Below are 23,460 nucleotides of genomic sequence, written 5' to 3'. Positions count from 1 at the left end.
TGGAGAGTATATTGTATTGTGTACCACTAGCTGGTGACAACCATTTTTTTATTAGTTTTTTTAATATTACCTCTTTTCTGTTAAACAATTAACATTATGAAAATACAATCCCCAAGGGGATTAAAAAAAAGCGTTCAACAAAAACAATAAAAAGATAGTACAATGTTCAACCATTATACATCAGTAAAGAGTATACACTCCACTTCATCCATACGGAACCTTGCAAGATCAACATCACCACACTTCAAAACAAGCCACAACAAATCCCCATGTGATTTGCTTTTTCGTTCTACTATACTGGTTACTTCTTTTTGTGTGAAATCATATCTGCGGTTTTTTGTGTTTACTTTTAATTTCATATATTATTCATCTCCATTATTTGTTGTATTGTTTGGGTAAGCTTTCAATATGTCTTAACTCATATAGTATACTGTCTCTTTCATGTTTTAGTTCTTCAAGTTCATCATCTGTTACATGCCCATTGCATATGCTTATTAAGTCATTTAATTCTTTTAATCTGTATTCATAGTATCCGCTAACCATTATTATTACTTCCTTCGTAAGTATAATATTGCTTGATGTATATTAACACACCTTTTTTCTTCACTACGTGGTGGTGATACAATAATCTTATCATGTCCCACCATTTTAATTAACTGTTTCCTCTTTGCTTTGCACAATCTTAATCAACTCGTCCGTTAATTGCATCGCATACTCATCGCTAATATGCCACATAATATTACCCTCACGATTATCACAAAACTTACAAGGAGTAACATTAACCCCACTATTAGCACACAAACCACAATCAACCATCCTGAAATAAGATCGTATCATCAAAAACAAATCCTCACGTAACACTATTACCACCAGCTCGCCAAGTACTCATCCATTTCCACATGCACCTCTGGAATCTCAATACTAGTATCAAACAGCATTTCATCTTCATACCAGTTACTCGCCCCCGGTGGAGGTACAAAACCAAGCTCCGGTATAAACGCTACAGGGTCACACCGACAGTTAATCCATTCTTCAATGTCACCATTCGCATCACCCGGATACTGCAAACCGTTACTGAATACACCGTTACCATCAGCATAAGTGATTTCACCGTTTAGTTCCACATGGCTTTCCCTTGTTTTTTCATCATCAGTACTTTTCCATTGTATATATTCACAATCGGGATTGTTTACTAAACGTTTCCATGCAGCATGTCCTTGTGCTTTTAATGTTTCTGTCCGTGCTATTCTTTCTGCTTCAAATCTTTTTAACTCTGTGAACTGTTTCTGTATCTCAGTGGTTACTTGGGGTATGCCCTGCCCGTCTTCCCCGTATTCTTTCCGTATTATATCGTATATCTCTTGTGTTACCCTTGTTAATGTGGATTCACTGGCAGTAAATATATTACTACTCATATACTCTGTTATAGCTTCGTCAATCTCATGTTCCAGTAATTCTGTTATGCTGAATGTTGTAGGTTGGAATGTGCCTCTCAGGTTTATTTGGTGTCCCTGTTTTCTTAGGTACTTGTTTAGTGTGGTTTGGATGTTGTTATTGTATCGTAGTTGTTTCTTGATTTGTTCTAGTATCTCATTATCCTCATCAACATTATTTATCCAAGGGTCTAGGTTACCTTGTCTGTCTTTACCGGCCACATGATATAATAAACTATTGTCTAGTGTTTTGTTTGCAACCTTGTTATTAATCTGTGCTTCCTTAGTTTCACTAGTACTGATGTAGTAATCGTGTATGTTACTTGCTAGTATGTCATTGTATTCTTCCGTGTGGTCTCGTATTATTTCTTCTATCTGGTACAGGTAGTTGATATGGTCTTGTTTTAATCGCCGTAGTATTATCTTGTATATGTTGTCAAACCATGCTTCCAGTTGTGTTGCCAGTAAGTTTATGTTGTTATCTGTGTCCGAGGATTGCTTCTTTGATAACAGAAAGTCGTCCTTTACTAGCATACTTTTTAGCTTGTAGTATATTTTCTTGTTTTCGTTCAAAGGCTCGTCCCTCCTTCAACACTTGATTACTCAATGCATTAACATTAAGTTCTGTTATTGCTCCCTTCTCTGCAACCACACCAAGTGGCACACCATTCAAACAGTACTCGTCAAGTAATGGTTCTTCACTATCACTAGTTATACCCAATGCTTTACTATATTTGTTCTGGAATTCCCTTGGCTTCATAAGTCCCTTAAGTACGAGGTCCGCATCTCTTGACACGTTCTCCGTAATATTCTGTTCTATGAAATCAAGCAGTTTAAACCGAACATTACTAATATCATGCTTGAACGTGGTCTTGTTCTCAAAGAGCAACAACTTACTCAATGGTGTTGTAATAGTAGACTGTGTAGGTTTAATCTTGTTATCATTATGCTGTAATAATAGACTGTCCATTGCATTATTACCCATAGCACCATTTTCCACTTCACCTATGAGTTGCACATCAACACCCATCATACCACACAAGTCTTTCTTATTATCCTCACGCAGTCCTCTGAAACTAGCTTCCTTCACATCAACAGCTAATGGCACAATATCCACCTTAACAGGGTCTTGACCACTAGTAGTAGGGAAACTCATAACAATAGCACCATGATGACCACCATCAATAATTTCTTGTATCTGTTGCCCAATCTTGTATCTTATTGTTTTAGTCACATCAAAATTAGGATTCAAACTACCATCCGGCAAATACCGACGATTCTCCTCATCATAAAACTGCCCAGTAATACTAACAATCCAAGCAGGCATACCAAAATTCACAAAGAAATCAATAATATAATTTTCACGCCCTCGCTCCATCTCAACTATTCTTAGTCCAGGTGCAATGAGTGGCACACCATACTCGTTAGCTCCAAGGTCATAACGATAATACCATAAGACCTCATGTGCATCGTTATCTTTGCCAAAACTAGTATTACTCCATTCACCAGTGTAACGGTTAAGGTATCTTGTTTGCCCGTTTTCCTTGTTGGTATTGTATAGTATGAAGAATGTGTCTTCACCGTTAATTGTCTGTACTACTCGTTTCCCATCACTGCAAAGCTTAGCATTCACAATGTCAAAGTTTTTTAAGTACTGCATAGGACTATCAAGTGTGTCCTCTCGTATTATCTCTACACCTGCACGCCCACTAATCTCATACGTGTAAATCACATCATGTATTACCTCTGTGATAGGTACGGGCATACGGTTAAACCAGTCCAGTAATTCCTGCTTTGCTTCAATGTCACTATCATCTTCCAGACCACTCCGGCTAACAATATCAAAACCATTCTTGATACAGTCATTCGCAACTCGTTCTGCACACTGCCGGAATACCCAATTATTCCGTGATAGGAATGTTAGGAAGCTACTTGGATATGCTGGTGTTTTATATTTGACTCCATGATAGTTTTCGCCTCGTTGTGCTGATTCACTGAAACTATCCGTGCTATCATAGTAGCTTTTAAATACTCCTTTTTCCCTGCTGTAGAGGTTTCCCTCATTGTCGCTTGTTACTATGAAACTGTCTGCTCCAACCTCATTTATTGGTACTGGTTCCACATCTTCTTTATAGGTTACTGTTGGTTTTACGTCCAACAGTTCTGGTATACTTTCACTCATATAGATCAACAACTCCCATTATAATATTCATTTAAAATCATTTCATTCACATACTCCATTTAATCATATCCACTTAGTACGGTACATACAAATTCTTATTCATTTTAAAATAATTCGCAGCACTGCCTCCACTATCAACTATATCATCATGTTTATCCTTATTTGGATTACTGTCTTCACCATCAAAGTCTTCAAGCTCCTTAATAAAAGTGTGCACCCAGCTAATGTCTTGACCCTCATGTACCACAAACTTAATACAATGATTTTCAGCTAATCTTTTTAATTCATAAGAACGATACATTTTATCCTCCCTTGGATGATAACTCATAATATTATATCCGGGGAATTGTTGTTGTAATGTATCTACAAATAATAGTGGCATACTCCCTGGTTCTAGTTCCATGAATGCGAATGTGTTCATTCCATCAAGTTTTAGGCAAGTGCGTATTACTTTATTTACTGCTGTAACATCACGCCGACTTCTCTCATGGTGCAGAATATACAAGTAATCCGTAGTATAATCTTTACTTGCTAGTACACCACTGTAGTAATCGGTTTGTGATTTTCTTTGTGTTTTCTTTTTCTTCTTATGTGCTGCTAAGTCCCAGAACCGGCCTGTTGGTAATAGTTTGTTATACTCGCTGTATGGTACAAGGCAGGTTAAGTTTTCATCATTGTAATCGGGTGAATCATAAAACCATTCATGTTTAAACCTGTAACTAGTTTCAAGTGTGGGGTGTCCCTGCATTATCATATTAAATCTTTGTGTGCCCCTCCTTCTACGGTCTGCTAGTAAGTCTTCATAGTTTTTGTGTTTGCTCCATAGTGGCGTGTCCTTAGGTCTGCCTAGTATGTCTTCTGTTTCTCCTTCGCTTAGTGCTGGGAAATTCATGTATACCCATGTATCATCTGGTATTGTTCCCCCATTTTCTAGTATGTGTAGCGCTTCTTTGCCGTCAATGTTAGGTTCTTTTTCTAGTAGTATTCCTTGTAAGTCTCTTACATCTAATCTTTGAGCCACTACAATTATTATAGGGGGTAATGCTTTCTTGTTTTTACGATACCGTTTCCTTATCCTTGTATCAATGCTGGTATCATACCAGTCTTTAAGGTCTTCTTGTAATGTAGGACTACGTGCATCTTTTATTTCTTTGATGGGGTCATCAATTAGTATCAAGTTAGCAGGGTTACCCATTATTGCACCGTGAGCACCAGCTGCCAATAGTTCTCCCTCATATGGACTATCAAATAAGAAGTTTGTTTTACGTTGGTAATCCTGTTTCATTACTGGTTTTTTTAGTGTGTCCTTGCCGAATTCTTTTATTATATCTCTTATTCGGCTACCATACTTGGTGGCTCTGCTTTCACTATAAGCAGTTACTATTATTTTATCATTAGGATTGTTCACCATATAATATGATATGAATGTATTAACAAGTAATTCTGTTTTACCGTGCTGTGGTGGAGCACTTATCATTATACGGCTTACTTTACCTTCTTCTGCATACCTTAGTATATCATATATTGGTAGCTGCCACTTCAAAATGTGATATGTGTTATAGTGTATATGTAAGAACCAGTCATAAATGGTATCAGAGGGGTATCTTAATAAGTCATATGTATTTTTAGTACTCATCATTTTTTAGTGCCTCTTTTATTTCTTGGCTTCGTTCTGCGTTATCATAGAATCTTATTTCCTCTGCTCTTTCACTTAGTTCGTCCATTGCGTCCTTGTTAATGTTTATTGTTTTATCATATTCGTGTAAATCTTTGAATTTATCATAATTATCTAATAGTTTGTTGTGATCGTTTACATTGTCTTTCCGGAGTTGTCTTAATTTATTGAATTTGTTACTTTCCACATCTACTAAATCATAAGGTGTTTTCATGCTGGTGCTATTTGCTTCTAATTCGTGGCCTTCTTTGATTAACCAAGCATTTTGTAATTGTGATTCTTTTTTTAGGCTTTTGGCTTCGATTACTAGTATTTCTGATAGGAAGTTGTCTTTTATTTCTTGTTCTTTTTTCTGTTTTTGTTGTTGTTCGTATTCTTGTATGGCTTTCTTTCGTTTCTTGTATTCGTTAATAGAAATCCATTGTTGGCATGTACCCTCTTTGTATCCACTTAATCTTGCAAGTTCTTTATATGTGGGACTTGGATTTGTTGGAAGATAAAACTTTATGAATGTTTTATGTGAATTTATGCTTTCTTTTTCGCCTTTGGTGTTATTCATGTACCTGTCGTATAATGTTGTTTCATTTTGCATTTTACCCCCCTCGAAATTGAATGAAATTGAATGAAAAAGATAAGTTTATGTGTATTAAGTTATAAAAATAGTATATTTGTATTGGTGGTTAGTTTATTCCTTGTATTGGTGGTTAATTATTTTATATTGTTTTGTAGTTTGTCATTATATTCTTCTACTAGTATTATGTCTGTTATTAGTAGTACCAAGAAGATTAAAGATAAAAATGTTTGTCCCATAAATATGTTTACTGCCAAAAAGGTTCCACTTGATCCGAGGAGTATGCTTGCCAGTATTAGTTTAGTTAATTTATTCATAATCATCCCTTAGTAATTGTATATGGTTCTTCGCATATTCTACTTGATTTAATACTTGTCCTGTTTCATCAAAATATTTACTGTCTGTATCAAATATTTCTTGCTCATAAAAATTATTGATTTCTTTGTATAAGTACTGTGTATTGCATGGGGGTATTAGTTCTTCAGGGTAACTTCCATCTTCTTTATATATCAAGTCAAGAAGTATATAGTCAGGATGGTGGATATTATCCAGTATCATATTTATTCCTTTATTTTTTTCTTGGTATTCTTTTTTGAGTTGCAGGAATACTGGTAATCCTACATTATGTTTTCGTACGACTGGTTTTATCACAAAATGCTCACAATACGTGTCCAATATTTTTATTATGTGTAAGTATAATTTTTCGTATTCATTAAGTCCATTATCATTTTTGCAGTCATCATCAGTTATTGTTACTTGATCTGTTATATTTGTTCCTTTCACAATCTGAACACTACTGTATGCTTTTAGAAATAGTCTAACATCAAGGTCATAATAAGTGTCTTCGTAAAATTTATTGTTATATTCTTCCAAGTTCATTTGTATTCCCACCTTATTCTCCATATTTGGTTTTTTCATAGTCTTGGATTAGTTCTTTGAATATTTGTATGATTTGTTGAAGTTGTCTTGACATGTACTCATCTCCATCATCAAGTAGCTTTGCATTGATAACTCTTAAGGATTGTAGTTGTTGCAGATAAAAAGCTATCTCGGTAGGTACTTGTTCTAATTCCTTTTCTTGATCTTTGGTGTTATATTTCTCCATTTCCCTTACTCCTTAAATAATTTTAGTATATGTGGTGATACTCCCCTTCCTTGTATTGTGATGGGTTGTTGTAGTGAGTTCATATATTTATTGAACTGTTTATTTGTTTTTCTTAGTGCTGTTATTATATTATCCTGTTTTTCCACGTTAAAATTTAATACAATATTCATTTAATTATTCACCTATTACTATTTTTTATCAAACATAACCCCATTATTTTATTTTGGTATATATTTATAAGAACACGTAAATCTATTACTTGATGAAGTAGATTTCAATTGTGATAAACTATGAGGAGAGTTTCTTCCCTGAAAGGTTAATCTCCATTGTTCATCGTTATTGAGTTGATGGATCATTGCGGGTGCTGAGGTAACTATTCCAACAGTTTTTCCCATAGTAACATATAATTCTGCAATGTAATTCATAACTTTTTTACTTATTCCTATCCCTTGATATTCTGGTAATATTACTATTCTATGAAAGTTTTTTCTATTTTTAACTCCAACAACTTGAATTAAACTAAAAAATCCACATATATTTCCATCAAGAAATATAATGAAGGAATCTGCTGATTTATGTATTTTTGTGTTTAGATAGTGATATTTACTAAACATTTGCCATAATTCTTGATTATATTTGTGTGGGATTGAGTATATTTGTAATTGGAATGTTGGTTTTTTTTTACAGTATTTTCTTGGAATGTGAATGTGTCTGTATTAAATATCCAATCTGGTTGTAAATATTCTATGATGTCCTCATGGCATGATATTAATATTATTTTTTTATCTGATCTTTTGATTGCTTTACTAACTGCAAGTGATGTTGTTTTGGCTATTGTTCTATCCACTACACTTGTAAATTCATCAAATATAGATATTGTTTCATCTTCAAGTAATACTTTTGCTAATTCTGCCCTCATTTTTTCTCCATTACTTAATACTTTGAAGGGTTTGAGATAACTCCATACTGTGTTTAATCCAACACTATTTAATGTTTTTAGTATGGTTTGCATATCTTTCTTTTTGTTGAAAACGTTAATGATTGGTGAGTCTTTATTTCCCCCCCCCCCAGTTGTCCTCTTTGTATTGTTTTGGGAATAATTCTTTTGCTATGGTGCTTTTACCTGTGCCGCTTCCACCTACAATTAAACCAATCTGCCAGTCCATGTTTTCAAAGGGGATACTACCTTTAAATATTTCTTTTATTTCTCCATTAACATCTAAGTCAAATTTTCCTATTACATATTTTGTTCTGAATCCATCAGGTACTGTACTTGTTTTTATAATGTTAAAATTCGGCAATCGTATCCCTCCTTTGTTAATTGTTCATAAGTGTTTTGTAATTCATCCTCTGATGTTAATCTTATTTCCAGAATATACTCTTCATTAAATGTTTTTTCAGGAATGGTTTTATTTTCTGTTGTTTCTTCTGGGTCAATGTTGTCAAATGTTATGTCAAGTTCTGTTAAATCAATGTCATCGAATCCTGTTAGTTCTATTTGGTAGTTGTCCTCTTCTAATTCTAGTAGTATGTCATCCACTTTCTCCCAGTCCCATTCTCCTTGTATCTTGTTTAGTGATAGGTTTAGTGCTTTTTGGTCATTCTTATCCTTAATTTTTAATTCTGTTTCTCTGAATATTAAACCAATATCTCCTAGTCTTAGTAGTTTTAGGTTCATGTTGTCATCGATTTCTTTTAGTGCTTCGAGTCGTTGGTGTCCTCCGATTACTGTGTTATTGTCGGTGAGGTCTATTATTATGGGGTCTACTAGTCCGAATGTTTGTAGGTTGTTTTTTAGTTTTAGTGATTCGCTGGGTTTCATTATTCTTGGGTTGTATGGTGCTGGTTTTATTTGGTTTATGTTTATTTTTTCAAATTCTACCATATTTTTCTACTCCCTTTAGTGTTATATGTGTGGTGGTTACATGTGTTTTGGATGTTGTTGTGTGGGATTTGCACCCACAATGGTTTCTATTCAACAACTATTATCTTTATTCTGTGTCTGCTTCTCTTTGTATTTCTACTTCTATTTCGCCTAGCATGCTGGTTAGTTCTCTTTTGATGTCTCTTGTTGCCCATGTTTCGTAGTCTTTGAAGTCTGTGTCTGTACGGTTTTTGCCTGTGTTGTTTTCCGTGATGGTGTCTAGTATGTTTATCGCATTTAATAGTAGTGTTTTATCTTCCTGTAATGTTGCCATACTCTTATTTCCTCCTCTTTCTCTTTTTATTGTTAATAGTTTGGTGGTGATTATATTTGGTTAGTGGGGCATTCCCTCTTATCCTCTTGTTATTATCAGTGAGTACTCGTATATGTCGGATATATATATATATCCCATAATAACTGTCCGATACTGTTATCATCTGCCCCTCCGATAATGTTGTTTCCTTCCCCGTACTGCCATTCTCCGATTACTATCACTGGGTCTCCAGTTTCATCGTCTTTTTCCCTTGATATGTTGACTGTTATGCTTGGTGTACCATTCCATGTGGTTGGTGGTGTAGATTGTGTTGGTAGTATCAAGTGTTGTTCTCCGGTGGTGTGATTGGTTCTTAGTATGTTCATTGATCCGTTGCTTGTCTTGATGATGGTGTAGCTTGTGTTGGTGGTGGTGTTCCATGTGGTGTTACCTTGTGGTATTGTTATGTCTGCACTGTTTTCTGCAAGGAATTCTATGGTTGGGTTAGTATTCCATTGTACGGTTGGGAAATTATTGATTAATCCCCCCCCCCCTATTTGGAAGGATGCCTCCTGTGTAACCTAACTTGTAAAGGTTGTCTAGGTTGATGTAGTCTATGAGTGCTTGTTTGAAGTTGGTATCATCTTCGGCTTGTTTTGGTGTTAAACCCATCGCAGAACTTATCCCCAATATGCTACTTGGGACTCCTGTTTCTGGGTCATTTTCACGTGACCATGACAGTTGTAGTGTTTCTTGTTCTGTTTGGTTATTTACTGTGTATATCCATGTTTTTTCTCCGTTACTGGTTACTTTGTATACATTGATGTTTTGGTCTTCGTCTTGTGCTATTTGGTAGTATGTGGCGTTTGTTTGGTCTATTATTGTAGTGCCTAATGGTATCTGTGTGTCTCCACTTCCTTCTGCTATTGGTTGGGTGGTTATTGTGTTCTGTGCTAGTGATTGGTCTATTACTGGTATACTTGGTGTGGTTGGTGTTTCCTCGGTTTGTTCTACTAATAAGGATAGGTTTTCCTTGTTATTCATGAAATCGATTATTACTGTGTTGATGAAGTCTGCTAGGTGAGTGTTCACTGCACCGTTCTGTGTGTATTGTAGGTAGTATTCGCGTGGGTTTAGTGTAGTGTTGGTGGTGGTGACTAGGTCTTGTATATTTTCGGGTACTGTGATATTGGTTGTGTCTCCTGCTCCGTTTTTGAAGTTTAATGTTATGTCAGTGTTTTCTACTTGGTTTAGTGTTGGCTTGTTTATGGTTATCGTGTCTAGGTATGTGTATCCGATTGTTCGGTAGTTTTTGTCGGTTCTTAGTTGTTTGATGGTGTGATTATTCTTATTATTTTTATATTCGTGTTTGTTGTATTGGTTTTTGTATATTGCCACGCTTGGCAGGGATAATGTTATGTCCTTGCTTGTGCGTGTTATCTCGTATTCTATCATTTTTTATCAATCTTCCCTAATCTATAATATTCTTTTCTTTTTATGGTAGTATGATATGTATATCATCATATTCTTCTTTCACTCTCAGAATTCCACCAGTTAGGCTCCAATCCTCTAATGGCACGGGAGTAATACTATCCCCACCAGTGTACACTCCAATGGCAGTGAAAGCTATGTGAATTCCGTGTATCTTTCCATCAAGGTATCTCATCCCATAACTTGTCGCTATTCCACCCAAAGCATTTAAAGCGGGGTGTGTGTCTGGTTCATAATTATTGTCATGTAATATTACTGTTACGGGTATTTGCTTGTATCCATCTTGTATGGTCATGTTCTCCATGTCTAAACTTAGACTGTATGGTATACGGTCGTACAATGTAGTATGTATCTGAGCACTAGTTATGATTGAAGCTGGATTCTTGAGAGTAGGATCTGTTTTATGCCATTGCCTGCCTTCCATCACGAATTCTAGGCTGTGATGGTATCCTTCTTCGTCATCAAAATCAGCGGTTAGTGTGTCACCGTCGAGGAATGTGACACTCATCTCAAACACTATCACAAAAGAACCAGTGTTTCCACGAGCTATTTCCTTGAGTGGTATGATGTTACCGTTTTGTTTGAATACACAGTTTTGCATCATATCCAAGCTATAATCACATAGTCTGTATAAGCATTTACCATCCTTTGTGAATAATTGGTATAATATTACACGGGCGGGGTTGGCTGGTAGTACTTCGAAGCTACTGTTTTCATAGTCTATATTGCTCCGTGTTTTTTCAGTTAGGACTGTTTGGTATTTGTCATCTCTCAATGTGCATGTCAAGTACTTGTATATTAATAAGTCTTCAACATTTGCATCAACGGATGTGTTACTGAGTACTAATTGTATGAGATTGGTTCCCTCACAATGATGGAAAACATCAGGTACTGTTAGTGTGATTGTATCGCCTTGGAAGTTGTAACCAGTAACCTCTAATGGGGTACTGCCTCCTATGTCGTCTGGTTCTATGCCCTCCTCGTTGGGTTTTGTATATGCTTGTATATTGAATGTTCCTTCGCCTGTTTTGATGCTGCTAAGTGGTGGGCTGTAACTCCAACTATCTACGTTTACACTTTCACCTGTATTGTCGGTTACTCGTATTCGTAGTTTGCAGGGGTCTACACGGTATAAGTCAAAGTAGTATGTAGTACTTCCTACTGTTATGCTCCGTGTGATTGTAACCTCACTTATCAGAGCATCAATAGTATCAGCATTAAGTGTTAATTCATATAACACGCAACTAACAAAGTCCTGCAAATGATTATTATTCAAAGCTAAGGGATACCCAGTACGGAACAAGGAAGGATTAACCAGTCCTCCAATTTGTTCATCAAAATCACCATCCAAGGCTACACGTAGTTCCTCGCCATGAATGGTACGGAACATTAATTCTAGTTGCTTGTAATCCAAGCCTTCTAATACATTCACACCCTCTGGCAGTATCACTGCTTCAAGTGATAATAGGGCTATCTGTTTCCAGTTATCACGTCCATGTAAGAGTTTGAGTATATGCTCACCACGATTATTCAAATACTTATGATGATTAAATGGATTAGTGAAACTAGTCTTCCGATGGGGGACAAGATGTATTTGTCCCTCATTTTCGTGTATAATGAATTTATTATAACTCATATTGCTTCTTAACCTCCCACAATCATTTATTTTACGAAGCCCATTAATATTGCTCCTAGTATTGTGACCGTCTCTGCAATTACAATCCATTTGAGTTTGTTGTAATTGTTGCACACTGCTTCAACTATTTTGAGGCGTGTTTCATGGTCACTTATTTTCTTGTTGTAATCGGTGTCGAATTTCTTTTCTAGTTCTTCTATTTTTTCCAGTATTTTCATCTGGTTTTCTTCTATGAGGTGTAATCGGTATACTCTTACGTCCTCATTATTTTTTATTTCATCTACTGGTGGTAGGGGGCTTGTTTGTTCTTTCACGCCTCACCCTCCATATTGGTAGTTTCTTCATCACTATAACCGTCATCCTCGCAGGTGCACACACCAGTATCCTTGTCAATGTCTGCCTCACGCCTACCCTGAAAAGCAGTAGCCAAAATACCCGTAATAGCAGTAATAACACTAACAAAAGCAGTCAACACCTCAATAGGCAAACCATACAACGCCAAGAGTAAACTGCCAAGGCACACAATAATCAAAGCAACACCAAGAATGCGAATAATAAGTGATTGATTCTCATGATTCATAGAGTTTTCATACCTCCCCTATGAGTTTTAAATAAAATTATTTTAGATCAACAAATAAAATATAGTGCATTTCGTACGTCATTGGGAACAGCACATACAATTACATAGGAAAAAAATAGTATAGTATTGATTGGGTTTGTGTGGAATCGAACCACATAAAGGAGTTAAATCATTCAATATATTTAGTTAAGCTTTTCTTTTTATGAGAGAATTCCAGGAAGTTAAACCATTATTATCATAACTCTACTTTTCCTTTCAAACCCATAACAAAAAAGTGATATTGGTTAGGCTTGGAATCGAACCAAGTTAGAATTTTATATTAAACTACAAACAAGAGTACTATTTATGATAATTTATTCATAATTATTTATTTCATAATATTATCTTTTTTTTTAAGTTGCCTTTCCTAACCAGTTACAATTCAAATATTGGTTGTGGGTGGAATTACACCACCTAATAAAATAATTTTTTAAGATTACATAATAATAGGTCAACTATCATGTGGTATGAGAAATTATCATTAATAGTCATATTTTTTTTCAACAAATCTTTTTCACAACCATACAAAATAATTACAAGTGTTTTTGTGGTCTTGTCCGGAATCGAACCGGAATATACGATAATAAAATATTTATTAAGAATTATCTGATATTATACAATAATTTCTTTTTCCTGCATTATCTGTCATACGTTCCCTATCAAGACCATTAAAATTAAATAATAAGAAGGAAACATGAGTAAAAAAAACTGATACTAACATTACACCACCTGTACTCTGAGCAGTCACTAAAGATCAAAGACACAAAACAGGGGAGAACATTCGTAAAATTCAACAGGTACTTCACACATCCACAATTGGTGCAAAGATTTTTCCCCATAAAAGCTTCATTTATTATTAGTAACGTACTAACACACGTTTATGCAATAAGAACATTAAAAATTATGTATTTACTAGACCAGGACTAATTGTCCAGGAGGTATCTTAATAAAAATTATGTATATAAAACAAAATGCCATATTTAATTTAAATTAACAAGTAGATTTATATTATTAATATTAATATTTTTCTGAGTTCCCCCACGTGGTTACTGTGCCTTGTAATATACTAGATTTAACAGAGCATAACAAGGGTGAATAAATGTAGTAAACAATTATTATTCTTACTCTCCTTTTTTCCTCCTTTAATTCTCAAGTTTTATTAATCATAGATATATGTTTTTAAAACAACTGACATTAAAATCAATAAAAGAGTGATAACTAATTCTTTAAGTCTCTTAATTATTTATTTATCTTTTTTTTCTTGAATAGCAAAAGTGCAAAGGTGAATTTTTTTTCACAAAATGCTAAGAAATATCATACCCAACACGCCAAGCCCTAGAAGAAAGCAAGCGAATTGAAATTATGATCTTTTTCTGTTGAGGAACTACACGAAAACCAGGAAACACGAAACCATTAACAAGTGGCGCAACCAGTACCAGTCCGCATTGTCTGCAACTTGTTTCGCCACGGTAGGTGTCCTCGTGGAATATGTTTCCGTTACATTCTGGGCAGACTAGTTTCTTGTTCATGGTTTCATATTCATTATTTATTCTGGTAGTATATTAAAAAAAATATTATTATAAAAATTATAGTGATATTTATAAAAATTTTTTTTTTTGGTTGCTCCTCATAATATACTGTAGAAAAAACAAAGTACCTAAAACTAACAGAAAAATAGTACGACATATAGGTAAGCAGTGAAAAAAAAGAGTAAAGAAAGTTATTTATTAATTTCTTTAAATAAATCATCAGAACAAGTCATACCCAGTACAAAATAATACCCTGCACCAACATTATTTAATTCATCAGTACTGAGTAATAATATAGATGTTTGTTCAAGTAAGTCATCATATCCTAGTTGGTATTCATCACATTTTTGTACAACCCAAGGATACAATTTTTTAAATAAATTACTAGTATATTTATTATTGTTTTTTTCAAGAAGTTTCAGATAATGATTTTTATCTGCTTCTTTGTTCTGATGGAATACTTTTTGAACTAAGTATCCGATGTTAATATACTTTTTTTTTGTTTGATCTATTTGCATAATATGTTCCTCCAAATGAAATTTTATAATAAATTGTTATGGGGGGTTACTGTTAAACAATAATGTCTATTTTAAATCTTTTTTTTTGAAAATTATATGTTTAATATCTAATTTCCATACTATGCAGTCTATTTTAAAAAAAGTGTAAGTATAGTATATAGTATTACTATACTTGTACTTATATGTTTTTGAATACTTCTTTGTATATTACATCATTTTCAATGTAGTAATGTAGGTTGTTGATGTTGTATCCATATTCTGTGTTGAGTTTGAATGTTATGTAATTTTTATAGTCTTTGAGTTCTGGTGTTTGTTTTTTGATTTCTTTTGTTATTCTATTTACAAATATTTTTTGTGTTTTATCTGGGTGGTTGTTTTCATATTCTTTACAAAATTGGTTTATTTTTTTTATTATTTCTGTTTCATTAGTGTTTGGTTTGTATACTATGTTTCCTATTTTGAACTGTTCGTAGTTTGTTCTGCATTCGCTTTCATTATAAAATTCTTTTAGTGTGGTGTATTTGTTATTCATCATTTTTGGATACCTCTTTTAGTTTGTTATTTATTATTATATTTTACTTAGTATATAAAGGTTACTATTAAATAGTTAATAGTAACTTATAATTTAAAATCCAAATTTCCCATCCTAACAGTACAGGAGTTCATAACACACTTGTCTAATATCTGTTTAACAGTAACAGTTTCAAGTAATTTTTCAAGTCTTGCAACTATACAAAAATAATTAGTGTGGCTTACTCCAAATACTCCATAGTTGTGTATTTGTTTCCCATCTTTGTATAGTACTAGTCTGTTGTAGTATAGTTCATCTTCTTTTGCTTTTATGTTTATTTCGATTTTTTGCATTTTTGTACAACCTCTTTTTGCTTGTTATTATTGTATTTGTTAGTGTTAGTATATAAATGTTACTATTAAAAAATTAATAGTAACCTATTCTATTAATAAAACACCTCTCCAATCACAATCCACACCAGCCCCAGTATAATAATTAACATCAAAATAATCCGTGTACAAATCACTATTATCATAATTATACTTATCAATAATACCATTAATTTCATCACGAACTTCATCATACAGATGATACTCCTTAAATTCAATTAGATCATTATTATTTTTTGCAGTGTATGGTTTCATATACTCATCATACATACTTTCATCATAACGGTAACTGTTTTCCATTTTTGTCTTAAATTCGTTTTCAGTCATAATGTATTGTTTACTAATGCTTTTGATTGTTACATTTATTTCTCGTGGGTATCCTCTGCTGGTTACACTGAATTTTATTGTTTTCCCGTATCTTGTTTTTAAGTCTTTTCTTATTAGTTTTGCTATGTCTTTGATGGGCATATGTGCATATCCTTTTTCTTGGCACCATGTTTTTTTACTGTTTTCCTCTATTGGTTGGTTGTAATATTTGTATTCGGTTTCTGTTTGATTGTTTTTTGTGTTTTCAAAATATGTGTCTAGTGTTGTTATCATAATTTTTCACCTTTTTTGCTTGTTAATATTATATTTATAAGTGGTAGTATATAAAGGTTACTATTAATTAATTAATAGTAATATGTTTTATAAAAAAAAAGACAAAAACAACAAAACACTACTCAAAACTATAATCCAAACACACCAAATGCTCAAAAAATTTCACACGAAAAAAATACAAACAACCACTACACAGATCCACTTCACCAAACAAAGACAACAAACGACAAACATCATCCAACCTCCAAGGAGGCACCACATAGAAATCAATCTCACTTTTTGCTAAATACCTTGATAAAACATTCCAATTAGAATTACCAGTAATAAAAAACTCATTCTCACCATTAACACGGCACACAATGAAATCCTTTAACCCTTTTTGCCAGTGTTCATAATCTTGTTCGTTTACCTTTACACTTTTCCTACTCATACTTTTACTATAACCATTTGCAAAGTGTTCTGGTCTAGGATATCCTCCAGTATCAACATACAATCTCATAATATCACATCTATATATTAAATAAACAATTTTTCAATGAATCACAACTCGATAATAATTTAATAATTAATGTGCGATGAAACCGTAAAGTTTCTTGTTCCTCTTCTTTAAAAGCAAGCACATCTATCTTTTTATGAAACGTAAACATGGACCTACCAGAATACCTTTCCACATCAACAGTACTATCATTATACAATCCAAAATGTACACCACACACACAAACATGTACCCCATCAAAAGTACGGTGCATTTCAAAAAAATGATTATACAACAATTCCAACAGATCAACTTTGAACTTTATAACAGTCCAAGCAGTGTCCGGTTTAACTTCATAATTGTGTATATCATAATTTTCGAGAACTGTTATATATTCCTCGTTGAATTTTGAACAAAAAATGTAGTACTGGTCCTCATCTATAATGTAAGCACCGTTTACTAGATGTTTTGGTTTAATCTGCATCATTTCGTGTAGTATCCTTTTAACCAGATTATTTTCAAGTAAAAATATGGAATTTTTTTGTTCGTCACTTATCATTTATATCAACTCTATGCTCAAAACACCTAATCCGTTCTTATAGTCATCACACCTTGACAAATCCAAACGTAGGCATACTTCATCATACTTATCAGCATCTGGAAAAAAACTTCTAGGTATACTGTAAGCTCCTTGTTTTTGCACCTTAATTTCCTGGTGTTCAATGGTTGGTCTCCTGCTGGTAATGTATACTTTGTGGTTTTTTTCGTAGAAGAATATTCTGCGGTCTTCTACGTTGAAGTAGTCTATTATTTCTGGTGGCATGGTTCCTAGACTGAATTTGTTTTCTGTCATGCCCTTGTTTTTTCGTATTACCTTTTTTTGTTGTATTTTGTGTGTATATTCTAGTGTTATTTTGCCTTTGTTTTCTATTATTTTTATATGCTGTTTTGCCATGAACATATTTCTCCCACTTCCCCTATATTGTGTTACAGATTATTAGGGGTTACTATTATTATATTAATAGTAACCAGTATATAAAAATTGGTGACACTTTTGGTGTCATTAATCATTATATCCTAACAGTACACCTGATTGATCATACACTTCTATAATATCCAGTACTCCCCTAACATTCCAGTACCCATGATTTATGCTACTTACTTCCTTATTGGTTAATCGTTTTTCTAGTATTTCCGCCATGGTGTACATTGTTATGTCTTCTTGTATCATTATATTCTGCAACTCATGTATTATGAGGTTGCTTGGTTCTATTCTTGTTAATTTGCTTAATTGTCTATTACTTATTTTCATAATTGTCATCTCCCCTTATTGTATTATGTGGAATTCGTCTACACCGTGTATTAATGCTAGTCCGCTTCCATTCTCCCAGTTTACGTGTATTTGTCCTATGTCGTCCACGTACATTACTGTTCCTTTTGTGCCTTGTGGTATTGCTTGTATGTCTTCCATGTGGTCTAGTATTATTTTTGTTCCTGTTTTGTATGTTTTTTTGATTTGTTTTATTTTGTGGTGGTTTATTATCATTGTATTTTTTTCCTCCTTTTTTATATGAAATAATATTATACTATTAGTTAATTAATAGTAATTTATGTTTAGTTCATTCTTCTGTTTCTAGTTCATATTTTATGTAGTCTGCCAGTTCTTTTGCTTCTGTGGTGTTTATTTTGTTTAGTTCTTCAAATAGGTTTATTATGTTTACTTTTAGTTCTAGTGTTTCGGTTGTCATCATGTTTTTCACCTTCGTTGGTTGTTATTTATTGTTTTGTTTTTGGTAGTATATAAATGTTACTATTAATTAATTAATAGTAATTATTTTGTAAAAAAAATAAAAAATAAAAGTAATCATTAATATCAACTTTCATACTGTTTATTCAATAATAACCCTGTTAGTTCTGCTTCCAGTTTCTCCTCCTCATCACGTGGTAACCATCCAGTGTAGAGTTTACTAGCTACATTGAATATGTGTTTACAGTCAATGTTTTCTATTATTATTCTCTTCAATGCTTTGTCTGAATACACTGTCATTAATATTCCTCCCTCTCTATTAGTTGTTTCAATACATCTATACGGCAGGCGTCAAGGTAGTCAAATATGTTCAGTCCTCCTCATATTTTTTCTTGTTTGTTTATTCCTTCTGCTATTGTTTTGAAAAAACTGTTATCAGTTTCTAATCTGTCATATATGTCATTTAAGAGATTACATGCTTCCTCAATACAGTAATACTCGCCGGTTTCATTGTCTAAAATGAAGTCAGATTCATCATAGATTACCGTGTACCTGTCAGTAGTCAATGAAGTACCCTCCAAAGCACCAGTAATATAACACACAACACGGATATGAAAAGTAATTCTTTACCCTCTAATAATGTGTTGTGTATTCTTTGTTTTTCTTTCATGTCCCAACATTCCTTGCAGTATGCGGGGCTTCCGGGTTCTTCTAGGTCATAATGTAATTCTCTGTCAGTTCCCATGATTTGTACTCCACATATACTGCATTTTCCGTCCCATTCTGCCATCATGGTTCCTCATCTTCCATAGCAACTTCTATTATTTTGTCTGCAATCTTTGATACATACCTATCTGTAGGTTTGAATTTTATATCATCATACATCATTGCACATTCACAGGGGTAATGTTCTGCATCGTTTCTTTTGCAGTCAAAACAAGTGAAATGTGCAAGTTCTCCCCTAATTATTCCTCGTATTTTCTTGTATTGTTCCTTGCTTCGTTTTGGTTTTTCTTCTGTCATCATTGTTTTCCCTCTTCATATTTCAAATGGTAATATTTCCCTATCAAACGATTGTAAGACATAATTACTCCCCCTAACTTCTTCGCAGTATCCATGTAGCCTCTGTCTATGAGTAGTGCTTGAATGGTTTTGAGTATTTCAATATCGCATTTACGTTTCATAATCTCTGGGGGTATTTCTTTTTCTTCAATCATTATGTTCCCTCCTCCTTGTAGTATTGTATTGCTTCTTCAAATAATGGTTCGTTTTCTTCCTTGTGATTCAAACGGTACACTCCCCTGTCAACATTGAGGATTCCATCCCTTACTAATCCTGCTAGTAATAGTTGCACATCAACAGGGTATGCTGGTGTTTCATTTGTGAGTATGTCTACTATTACTTCGTATGTTGCTCCCTTGTCTTGGAGGAAGTTTATGAGTAATGGTATTGTTTGTTGGTGGAATGGTGAGTCCAGTAGTGTCTTAGTCATATGTTATCATTCCTCGTCTTCATATTCTTGTATGAATGTGGTTATTTGTTCTGTGATGTCTCCTTGTTTGTCTGCTTGGTGTAGTAGGTATATTAGTGTGCTTAGTGTGTCTTTGTCTATTTGTATTGGTTTTATGATTGTCTTGTGTTCGTTTATTTGTTCTGTGTAGAATTCTTGTATGGTGTGAGTTAGTTCTTTTATTGTGGTGTTGTTATCATTCATTCTTGTTTCACTCCTTTTTTTCTGTTTCTTCTAGGTACATTTCGATACAGTCCTTCAAGAGATGTATAAGGGTATCATCTTGGCTTCTTGCATATACTCCATGTTTTCCATACCTCCATTCCAGACCATAATACCCACTGCCTACCTCTGAATATGTGAATACGTGCCTGTCTAATGCAGTGGTGTGGTTTACTTTGTCATGTAATTCTTTTCTTAGCTTGGATAAGTTTACCATTCTTTTATCCTCCTAGTTTGGTTATCCGGTTTTCTAGTTCTGTTATTCTTTGTTCTAATCGTCCGATGCTTTTGATGACTTCGAATCCTATCATACCACCACCCATACCAGTACCACCTTGTGGCGTGTACCCTGTAGTCATGGTCGTATCTTCAACCACACCACCATTAGTAACTTGTTGTATCTCATCCTTTACTATACTCTTAATATCCTCACCACCACAATGTGGACCTTCAAAACGTTCTGGGTGGATCATCACATTATGCATATGCTCCATGTACACCTTTTTCAGTTCATCAGGTTTTTGCTTCACATACGTTTCATGTATTACACCATTAGTCCTGCCTTCTAGTGTGTTAATGGCTTCGAAGCTGCATCCAATATTGCTCGCATGGTATTTTCTGAGCATATGAGAACGGAACCTACGGTATGGTCCTACAAAACCCCAATTGTTCTCGTCATTGAGTTTCTGAAATTGCTTCATCAAGTAACTGCCCTTCATATCGAACAACTGTTCATCTGGATTGTATCTTTCTTGTAGGTCAAGGTATTTGAGAATATAGTATGTTGCCTCGGGACTGCAACAAGTATAATAAGGTACATTGGTTTTTTGTCGTGTCATTCCAATGAGTGGCACTAGGTCTTTCCGACCTTTCAGTTCCTGTATGATATCCCGTGGATGTGTTTTGTTGGTGTATTCTCTTAGTCCTTCTAGGAACTTGCCTATGGTGAGTCCTAGTGTTTCTGCTTTCGCAGTTCCACTACTGGTCATGAAGTATATGACTGCTCCAAGTTGTATGTTGCTTTGCTCTATTGCTTCTTCTATCATCTGTTTGTCGGGTAGGTCATAGTAGTTGAGGTGGTATTCTTTTTTGATTTGCATTGGTGGACGTTCGGGTACTGTTACTTGGAAGTGTCGGTAGAATGTTTCTATCTTTGTGAAGTATGTGTGTAGTGTGTGACTAGATTTTACGTTGGGTGCATCGTGGAGGTATTGTTTGTACTGTCTTAGGTGTTCCGTGATGCGTGCTTCTTTGATTGGTACTCTGTTTTTCTCGTCGTCTAGTGCTTCTGTTATCATTTCCTTGCAGTCTTTGAATCCACACAGTGGTATGTACATTGCTAGGCTACTGTAGTATGCGTTCATTGTGGAGTCTTTGATGTTGCGTTCTTTTTGGTATTGTTGTATTAGTGTGTCCTTGTATGGGTCGTATCCCTGTTTTGGTTTTTTCGTGGATGGTTTGGTTTTATTTAAATTTTTACTGTATGGTCGTTTGATTCCTGTGTATTTGTATACTTGTGTTAATCCTCGTGGTGTTCGTGTTTCTTTTGTGAGTTGTGTTTGTAGTTGTTCTTTGTTTTGTAGGTTGTGTTTTTTCATGTATTTTCTGAGGTTGATTGCATATGTCCATTTGGTTTGCTTTTTTAATTCGAGGCCTTCTAGGTATGCTTTGTAGTCCGTGATTGTGTCTTCCATTGTCAAATGTGTTCACCTCCCTTCTTGTTCTAGTATAGGTCTATGAGGTTCCAGTCCCAATTAATACTCTCCAAGAAATCACGCTCAGCAATAGCATCCTCCAATTTCTTGCATGTAGCAAAAACAACAATCTTACCATCCACAGATTTATGAATAGAATACGAACCATTATTTTTTACAATATAACGGTGAGGATTGCATTTGCCTCTTTTACGGTATGCTAACTTTTTATCCCAATCATGATCTTCCAAGTACTGTTTATACTTGTATGCTTCTTCAAATGTAGCGAAGGTACCATAATTAAACCTATCTTTTTGTATTCTGTAAGCACCCTTAGTTTTGGTAATGTATTTCCATTTACCAGTATGTCTAGGTTTGACAAGTATCGGTTTTTTCCAACCATTCGCTTCTAATTTGTTATACATACTCATGGCTTCGTGATAGGATTTGTGACTGCCATAATATTTTCTTTTCCCATGTTCCATTCGATAAATGTTATATCTCTGGTTACTCTTGTCATATACCATACCTTTGGGTAATGTTGTGTTCATTTCAACCAATCATCCAATACATTACTTTGATTGTGTTTTGCATCATCTATGGGTACACTTTTGGCAGATGATATGTTACTGTCTGTTTTATCACAGCCCTCTGTGTTGTCTTGTCCATTATAGACACTACCACCCAACTTCAACAATTCACATAGAGTATCATCAGACAAAGACAACACTGTTAAACCATTCATCACATCATCGACAGCACGTATCCAATCCATATCCGTAATAATAATACGGTCACCAATTACCCTCCAGGAAGTACCCATGTATTCCCTGGTGAGAGCATCAATCCAGTTCACAATACCATCAACTCCATGTATGTGGAAGTTGATCACTGCCATTTTACAAGCACTCTCGTCCAAGTCTTCACCAGTGCATCTTACCTCTGGGTGTTTGCTATGGTAGTCTAGTAAGTTCCTGGCACTTCCACAAGCAGGGTCGTATGCTTCTGCTAGTGTTACTGGTGTGCCTACCATTTGTGATAGCAGGTCACTGATACCACGAGGAGTATAAAACTGCCCCTTACTACTAGCCTTATGCCCCGCCAGGACATACTCCTCATAGTACTCACCAATATAATCATACCACCCATACTCACCCTTGAGTGCAGTCATCAGTTCAACAAAACAAGTGTAAGCATTATGGAACAATTCCATCTCAGAAGAAGTATACTCAGTAGGTAACATTCGTTCCTTACTCTCACTATTCTGATAGATATAATAGTCCATGAAATCTACATAGACCTTACTCCTTTCATGTTTCCGTGCTATTTCTTCCATATGTTTTTTAAATTCTTTCTCCATCCCCGTTTAACCTCCT

General features: G+C 34.5%; 44 protein-coding genes and 1 pseudogene. All 45 read right to left on the bottom strand.

What is annotated here, in order from left to right; all coding sequences use genetic code 11:
* Positions 1-173: 173 nt before the first annotated feature.
* The 45 genes and pseudogenes from PXD04_RS18385 to PXD04_RS18175 all read right to left on the bottom strand — a co-directional run bounded on the left by PXD04_RS18385 (position 174) and on the right by PXD04_RS18175 (position 23,444).
* Positions 174-359 (bottom strand): hypothetical protein, encoded by a 186-nt coding sequence (locus tag PXD04_RS18385; RefSeq protein WP_323736271.1) that lies wholly within the window; start codon positions 357-359, stop codon positions 174-176.
* A gap of 16 nt (positions 360-375) precedes the next feature.
* Positions 376-543: a hypothetical protein gene (locus tag PXD04_RS18380; protein WP_323736270.1), complete on the bottom strand. Its 168-nt coding sequence runs from the start codon at positions 541-543 to the stop codon at positions 376-378.
* 105 nt (positions 544-648) lie between these two features.
* Positions 649-840 (bottom strand): hypothetical protein, encoded by a 192-nt coding sequence (locus PXD04_RS18375; RefSeq protein ID WP_323736269.1) that lies wholly within the window; start codon positions 838-840, stop codon positions 649-651.
* A gap of 23 nt (positions 841-863) precedes the next feature.
* On the bottom strand, positions 864-2,006 hold the full coding sequence (locus tag PXD04_RS18370; protein ID WP_323736268.1) for a phage minor head protein: 1,143 nt from the start codon (positions 2,004-2,006) through the stop codon (positions 864-866).
* On the bottom strand, positions 1,912-3,615 hold the full coding sequence (locus PXD04_RS18365) for a hypothetical protein (RefSeq protein WP_323736267.1): 1,704 nt from the start codon (positions 3,613-3,615) through the stop codon (positions 1,912-1,914). Before PXD04_RS18365 ends, PXD04_RS18370 begins: the two co-directional genes overlap by 95 nt.
* A gap of 73 nt (positions 3,616-3,688) precedes the next feature.
* Complete coding sequence (locus PXD04_RS18360) at positions 3,689-5,254, bottom strand: terminase large subunit domain-containing protein (protein ID WP_323736266.1); 1,566 nt, start codon at positions 5,252-5,254, stop codon at positions 3,689-3,691.
* On the bottom strand, positions 5,241-5,882 hold the full coding sequence (locus PXD04_RS18355) for a hypothetical protein (RefSeq protein ID WP_323736265.1): 642 nt from the start codon (positions 5,880-5,882) through the stop codon (positions 5,241-5,243). Before PXD04_RS18355 ends, PXD04_RS18360 begins: the two co-directional genes overlap by 14 nt.
* Before the next feature lie 116 nt (positions 5,883-5,998).
* Positions 5,999-6,178, bottom strand: a complete 180-nt coding sequence (locus tag PXD04_RS18350) for a hypothetical protein (protein WP_323736264.1) — start codon at positions 6,176-6,178, stop codon at positions 5,999-6,001.
* A complete protein-coding gene (locus tag PXD04_RS18345) occupies positions 6,171-6,740 on the bottom strand; it encodes a hypothetical protein (RefSeq protein ID WP_323736263.1) in 570 nt (189 codons plus the stop codon). The genes PXD04_RS18350 and PXD04_RS18345 overlap by 8 nt, the downstream gene beginning before the upstream one ends.
* A 13-nt stretch (positions 6,741-6,753) precedes the next feature.
* Positions 6,754-6,966 carry a hypothetical protein gene (locus PXD04_RS18340; RefSeq protein ID WP_323736262.1) on the bottom strand — a complete coding sequence of 71 codons (213 nt, stop codon included), beginning with the start codon at positions 6,964-6,966 and terminating at the stop codon, positions 6,754-6,756.
* A gap of 5 nt (positions 6,967-6,971) precedes the next feature.
* A complete protein-coding gene (locus PXD04_RS18335) occupies positions 6,972-7,136 on the bottom strand; it encodes a hypothetical protein (protein WP_323736261.1) in 165 nt (54 codons plus the stop codon).
* 48 nt (positions 7,137-7,184) lie between these two features.
* Positions 7,185-7,391 carry a hypothetical protein gene (locus PXD04_RS18330; RefSeq protein WP_323736260.1) on the bottom strand — a complete coding sequence of 69 codons (207 nt, stop codon included), beginning with the start codon at positions 7,389-7,391 and terminating at the stop codon, positions 7,185-7,187.
* A gap of 21 nt (positions 7,392-7,412) precedes the next feature.
* Positions 7,413-7,580, bottom strand: a pseudogene (locus PXD04_RS23440) (GNAT family N-acetyltransferase); the annotation flags it as partial.
* Entirely contained in the window at positions 7,556-7,978 is a 423-nt protein-coding gene (locus PXD04_RS18325; RefSeq protein WP_323736259.1) for a hypothetical protein, read from the bottom strand. The pseudogene PXD04_RS23440 and the gene PXD04_RS18325, both read right to left, overlap by 25 nt.
* A gap of 40 nt (positions 7,979-8,018) precedes the next feature.
* A complete protein-coding gene (locus tag PXD04_RS18320; protein ID WP_323736258.1) occupies positions 8,019-8,267 on the bottom strand; it encodes a hypothetical protein in 249 nt (82 codons plus the stop codon).
* Positions 8,246-8,851, bottom strand: a complete 606-nt coding sequence (locus tag PXD04_RS18315) for a ParB N-terminal domain-containing protein (RefSeq protein ID WP_323736257.1) — start codon at positions 8,849-8,851, stop codon at positions 8,246-8,248. The genes PXD04_RS18320 and PXD04_RS18315 overlap by 22 nt, the downstream gene beginning before the upstream one ends.
* 106 nt (positions 8,852-8,957) lie before the next feature.
* Entirely contained in the window at positions 8,958-9,164 is a 207-nt protein-coding gene (locus tag PXD04_RS18310; RefSeq protein WP_323736256.1) for a hypothetical protein, read from the bottom strand.
* Positions 9,165-9,259: 95 nt separating this feature from the next.
* Positions 9,260-9,487: a hypothetical protein gene (locus tag PXD04_RS18305; protein ID WP_323736255.1), complete on the bottom strand. Its 228-nt coding sequence runs from the start codon at positions 9,485-9,487 to the stop codon at positions 9,260-9,262.
* A gap of 187 nt (positions 9,488-9,674) precedes the next feature.
* Positions 9,675-10,598 carry a hypothetical protein gene (locus PXD04_RS18300; RefSeq protein ID WP_323736254.1) on the bottom strand — a complete coding sequence of 308 codons (924 nt, stop codon included), beginning with the start codon at positions 10,596-10,598 and terminating at the stop codon, positions 9,675-9,677.
* A 40-nt stretch (positions 10,599-10,638) separates the two neighbouring features.
* Positions 10,639-12,270 (bottom strand): hypothetical protein, encoded by a 1,632-nt coding sequence (locus tag PXD04_RS18295; protein WP_323736253.1) that lies wholly within the window; start codon positions 12,268-12,270, stop codon positions 10,639-10,641.
* Between the two features lie 26 nt (positions 12,271-12,296).
* The gene (locus PXD04_RS18290; RefSeq protein WP_323736252.1) at positions 12,297-12,584 is read right to left on the bottom strand and encodes a hypothetical protein; all 288 of its coding nucleotides are present in this window, start codon (positions 12,582-12,584) and stop codon (positions 12,297-12,299) included.
* Complete coding sequence (locus tag PXD04_RS18285) at positions 12,581-12,745, bottom strand: hypothetical protein (protein ID WP_323736251.1); 165 nt, start codon at positions 12,743-12,745, stop codon at positions 12,581-12,583. Before PXD04_RS18285 ends, PXD04_RS18290 begins: the two co-directional genes overlap by 4 nt.
* Positions 12,746-13,484: 739 nt before the next feature.
* A complete protein-coding gene (locus PXD04_RS18280) occupies positions 13,485-13,610 on the bottom strand; it encodes a hypothetical protein (RefSeq protein ID WP_323736250.1) in 126 nt (41 codons plus the stop codon).
* A gap of 583 nt (positions 13,611-14,193) precedes the next feature.
* On the bottom strand, positions 14,194-14,418 hold the full coding sequence (locus PXD04_RS23435; RefSeq protein ID WP_409988254.1) for a TFIIB-type zinc ribbon-containing protein: 225 nt from the start codon (positions 14,416-14,418) through the stop codon (positions 14,194-14,196).
* A gap of 191 nt (positions 14,419-14,609) precedes the next feature.
* The gene (locus PXD04_RS18275) at positions 14,610-14,936 is read right to left on the bottom strand and encodes a hypothetical protein (RefSeq protein ID WP_323736249.1); all 327 of its coding nucleotides are present in this window, start codon (positions 14,934-14,936) and stop codon (positions 14,610-14,612) included.
* Positions 14,937-15,114: 178 nt separating this feature from the next.
* On the bottom strand, positions 15,115-15,471 hold the full coding sequence (locus PXD04_RS18270) for a hypothetical protein (protein ID WP_323736248.1): 357 nt from the start codon (positions 15,469-15,471) through the stop codon (positions 15,115-15,117).
* A gap of 83 nt (positions 15,472-15,554) precedes the next feature.
* A complete protein-coding gene (locus PXD04_RS18265; protein ID WP_323736247.1) occupies positions 15,555-15,800 on the bottom strand; it encodes a hypothetical protein in 246 nt (81 codons plus the stop codon).
* Between the two features lie 84 nt (positions 15,801-15,884).
* Entirely contained in the window at positions 15,885-16,436 is a 552-nt protein-coding gene (locus PXD04_RS18260; RefSeq protein WP_323736246.1) for an LPD29 domain-containing protein, read from the bottom strand.
* Between the two features lie 118 nt (positions 16,437-16,554).
* Positions 16,555-16,935 carry a hypothetical protein gene (locus tag PXD04_RS18255; RefSeq protein ID WP_323736245.1) on the bottom strand — a complete coding sequence of 127 codons (381 nt, stop codon included), beginning with the start codon at positions 16,933-16,935 and terminating at the stop codon, positions 16,555-16,557.
* Between the two features lie 10 nt (positions 16,936-16,945).
* Positions 16,946-17,470: a hypothetical protein gene (locus PXD04_RS18250; protein WP_323736244.1), complete on the bottom strand. Its 525-nt coding sequence runs from the start codon at positions 17,468-17,470 to the stop codon at positions 16,946-16,948.
* Positions 17,471-17,866, bottom strand: a complete 396-nt coding sequence (locus PXD04_RS18245; RefSeq protein WP_323736243.1) for a hypothetical protein — start codon at positions 17,864-17,866, stop codon at positions 17,471-17,473.
* Between the two features lie 108 nt (positions 17,867-17,974).
* Positions 17,975-18,223 carry a hypothetical protein gene (locus tag PXD04_RS18240; RefSeq protein ID WP_323736242.1) on the bottom strand — a complete coding sequence of 83 codons (249 nt, stop codon included), beginning with the start codon at positions 18,221-18,223 and terminating at the stop codon, positions 17,975-17,977.
* 15 nt (positions 18,224-18,238) lie between these two features.
* Positions 18,239-18,457 carry a DUF4314 domain-containing protein gene (locus PXD04_RS18235; RefSeq protein ID WP_323736241.1) on the bottom strand — a complete coding sequence of 73 codons (219 nt, stop codon included), beginning with the start codon at positions 18,455-18,457 and terminating at the stop codon, positions 18,239-18,241.
* Between the two features lie 73 nt (positions 18,458-18,530).
* Positions 18,531-18,662 (bottom strand): hypothetical protein, encoded by a 132-nt coding sequence (locus tag PXD04_RS18230; protein WP_323736240.1) that lies wholly within the window; start codon positions 18,660-18,662, stop codon positions 18,531-18,533.
* 122 nt (positions 18,663-18,784) lie between these two features.
* Positions 18,785-18,958: a hypothetical protein gene (locus tag PXD04_RS18225; protein WP_323736239.1), complete on the bottom strand. Its 174-nt coding sequence runs from the start codon at positions 18,956-18,958 to the stop codon at positions 18,785-18,787.
* 80 nt (positions 18,959-19,038) lie between these two features.
* Entirely contained in the window at positions 19,039-19,224 is a 186-nt protein-coding gene (locus PXD04_RS18220; protein WP_323736238.1) for a hypothetical protein, read from the bottom strand.
* Complete coding sequence (locus PXD04_RS18215; protein ID WP_323736237.1) at positions 19,221-19,451, bottom strand: hypothetical protein; 231 nt, start codon at positions 19,449-19,451, stop codon at positions 19,221-19,223. Before PXD04_RS18215 ends, PXD04_RS18220 begins: the two co-directional genes overlap by 4 nt.
* Positions 19,448-19,684 carry a hypothetical protein gene (locus PXD04_RS18210; protein WP_323736236.1) on the bottom strand — a complete coding sequence of 79 codons (237 nt, stop codon included), beginning with the start codon at positions 19,682-19,684 and terminating at the stop codon, positions 19,448-19,450. The genes PXD04_RS18215 and PXD04_RS18210 overlap by 4 nt, the downstream gene beginning before the upstream one ends.
* Positions 19,681-19,875 (bottom strand): hypothetical protein, encoded by a 195-nt coding sequence (locus tag PXD04_RS18205; RefSeq protein ID WP_323736235.1) that lies wholly within the window; start codon positions 19,873-19,875, stop codon positions 19,681-19,683. The genes PXD04_RS18210 and PXD04_RS18205 overlap by 4 nt, the downstream gene beginning before the upstream one ends.
* Entirely contained in the window at positions 19,875-20,150 is a 276-nt protein-coding gene (locus PXD04_RS18200) for a hypothetical protein (protein ID WP_323736234.1), read from the bottom strand. The genes PXD04_RS18205 and PXD04_RS18200 overlap by 1 nt, the downstream gene beginning before the upstream one ends.
* A 6-nt stretch (positions 20,151-20,156) precedes the next feature.
* A complete protein-coding gene (locus tag PXD04_RS18195; protein ID WP_323736233.1) occupies positions 20,157-20,372 on the bottom strand; it encodes a hypothetical protein in 216 nt (71 codons plus the stop codon).
* 7 nt (positions 20,373-20,379) lie between these two features.
* On the bottom strand, positions 20,380-20,607 hold the full coding sequence (locus PXD04_RS18190) for a hypothetical protein (RefSeq protein WP_323736232.1): 228 nt from the start codon (positions 20,605-20,607) through the stop codon (positions 20,380-20,382).
* A gap of 4 nt (positions 20,608-20,611) precedes the next feature.
* Positions 20,612-22,090: a hypothetical protein gene (locus PXD04_RS18185; protein WP_323736231.1), complete on the bottom strand. Its 1,479-nt coding sequence runs from the start codon at positions 22,088-22,090 to the stop codon at positions 20,612-20,614.
* A gap of 23 nt (positions 22,091-22,113) precedes the next feature.
* Positions 22,114-22,635 carry a hypothetical protein gene (locus tag PXD04_RS18180; RefSeq protein WP_323736230.1) on the bottom strand — a complete coding sequence of 174 codons (522 nt, stop codon included), beginning with the start codon at positions 22,633-22,635 and terminating at the stop codon, positions 22,114-22,116.
* The gene (locus PXD04_RS18175; RefSeq protein ID WP_323736229.1) at positions 22,632-23,444 is read right to left on the bottom strand and encodes an N-6 DNA methylase; all 813 of its coding nucleotides are present in this window, start codon (positions 23,442-23,444) and stop codon (positions 22,632-22,634) included. Before PXD04_RS18175 ends, PXD04_RS18180 begins: the two co-directional genes overlap by 4 nt.
* Positions 23,445-23,460 lie beyond the last annotated feature (16 nt).

Origin of the sequence: Methanosphaera sp. ISO3-F5, assembly GCF_034480035.2 — an archaeon.
Lineage (GTDB): Archaea > Methanobacteriota > Methanobacteria > Methanobacteriales > Methanobacteriaceae > Methanosphaera.
Note: the sequence above shows the minus strand (reverse complement) of the source record. Positions and strands in the feature narration are given on the sequence as shown.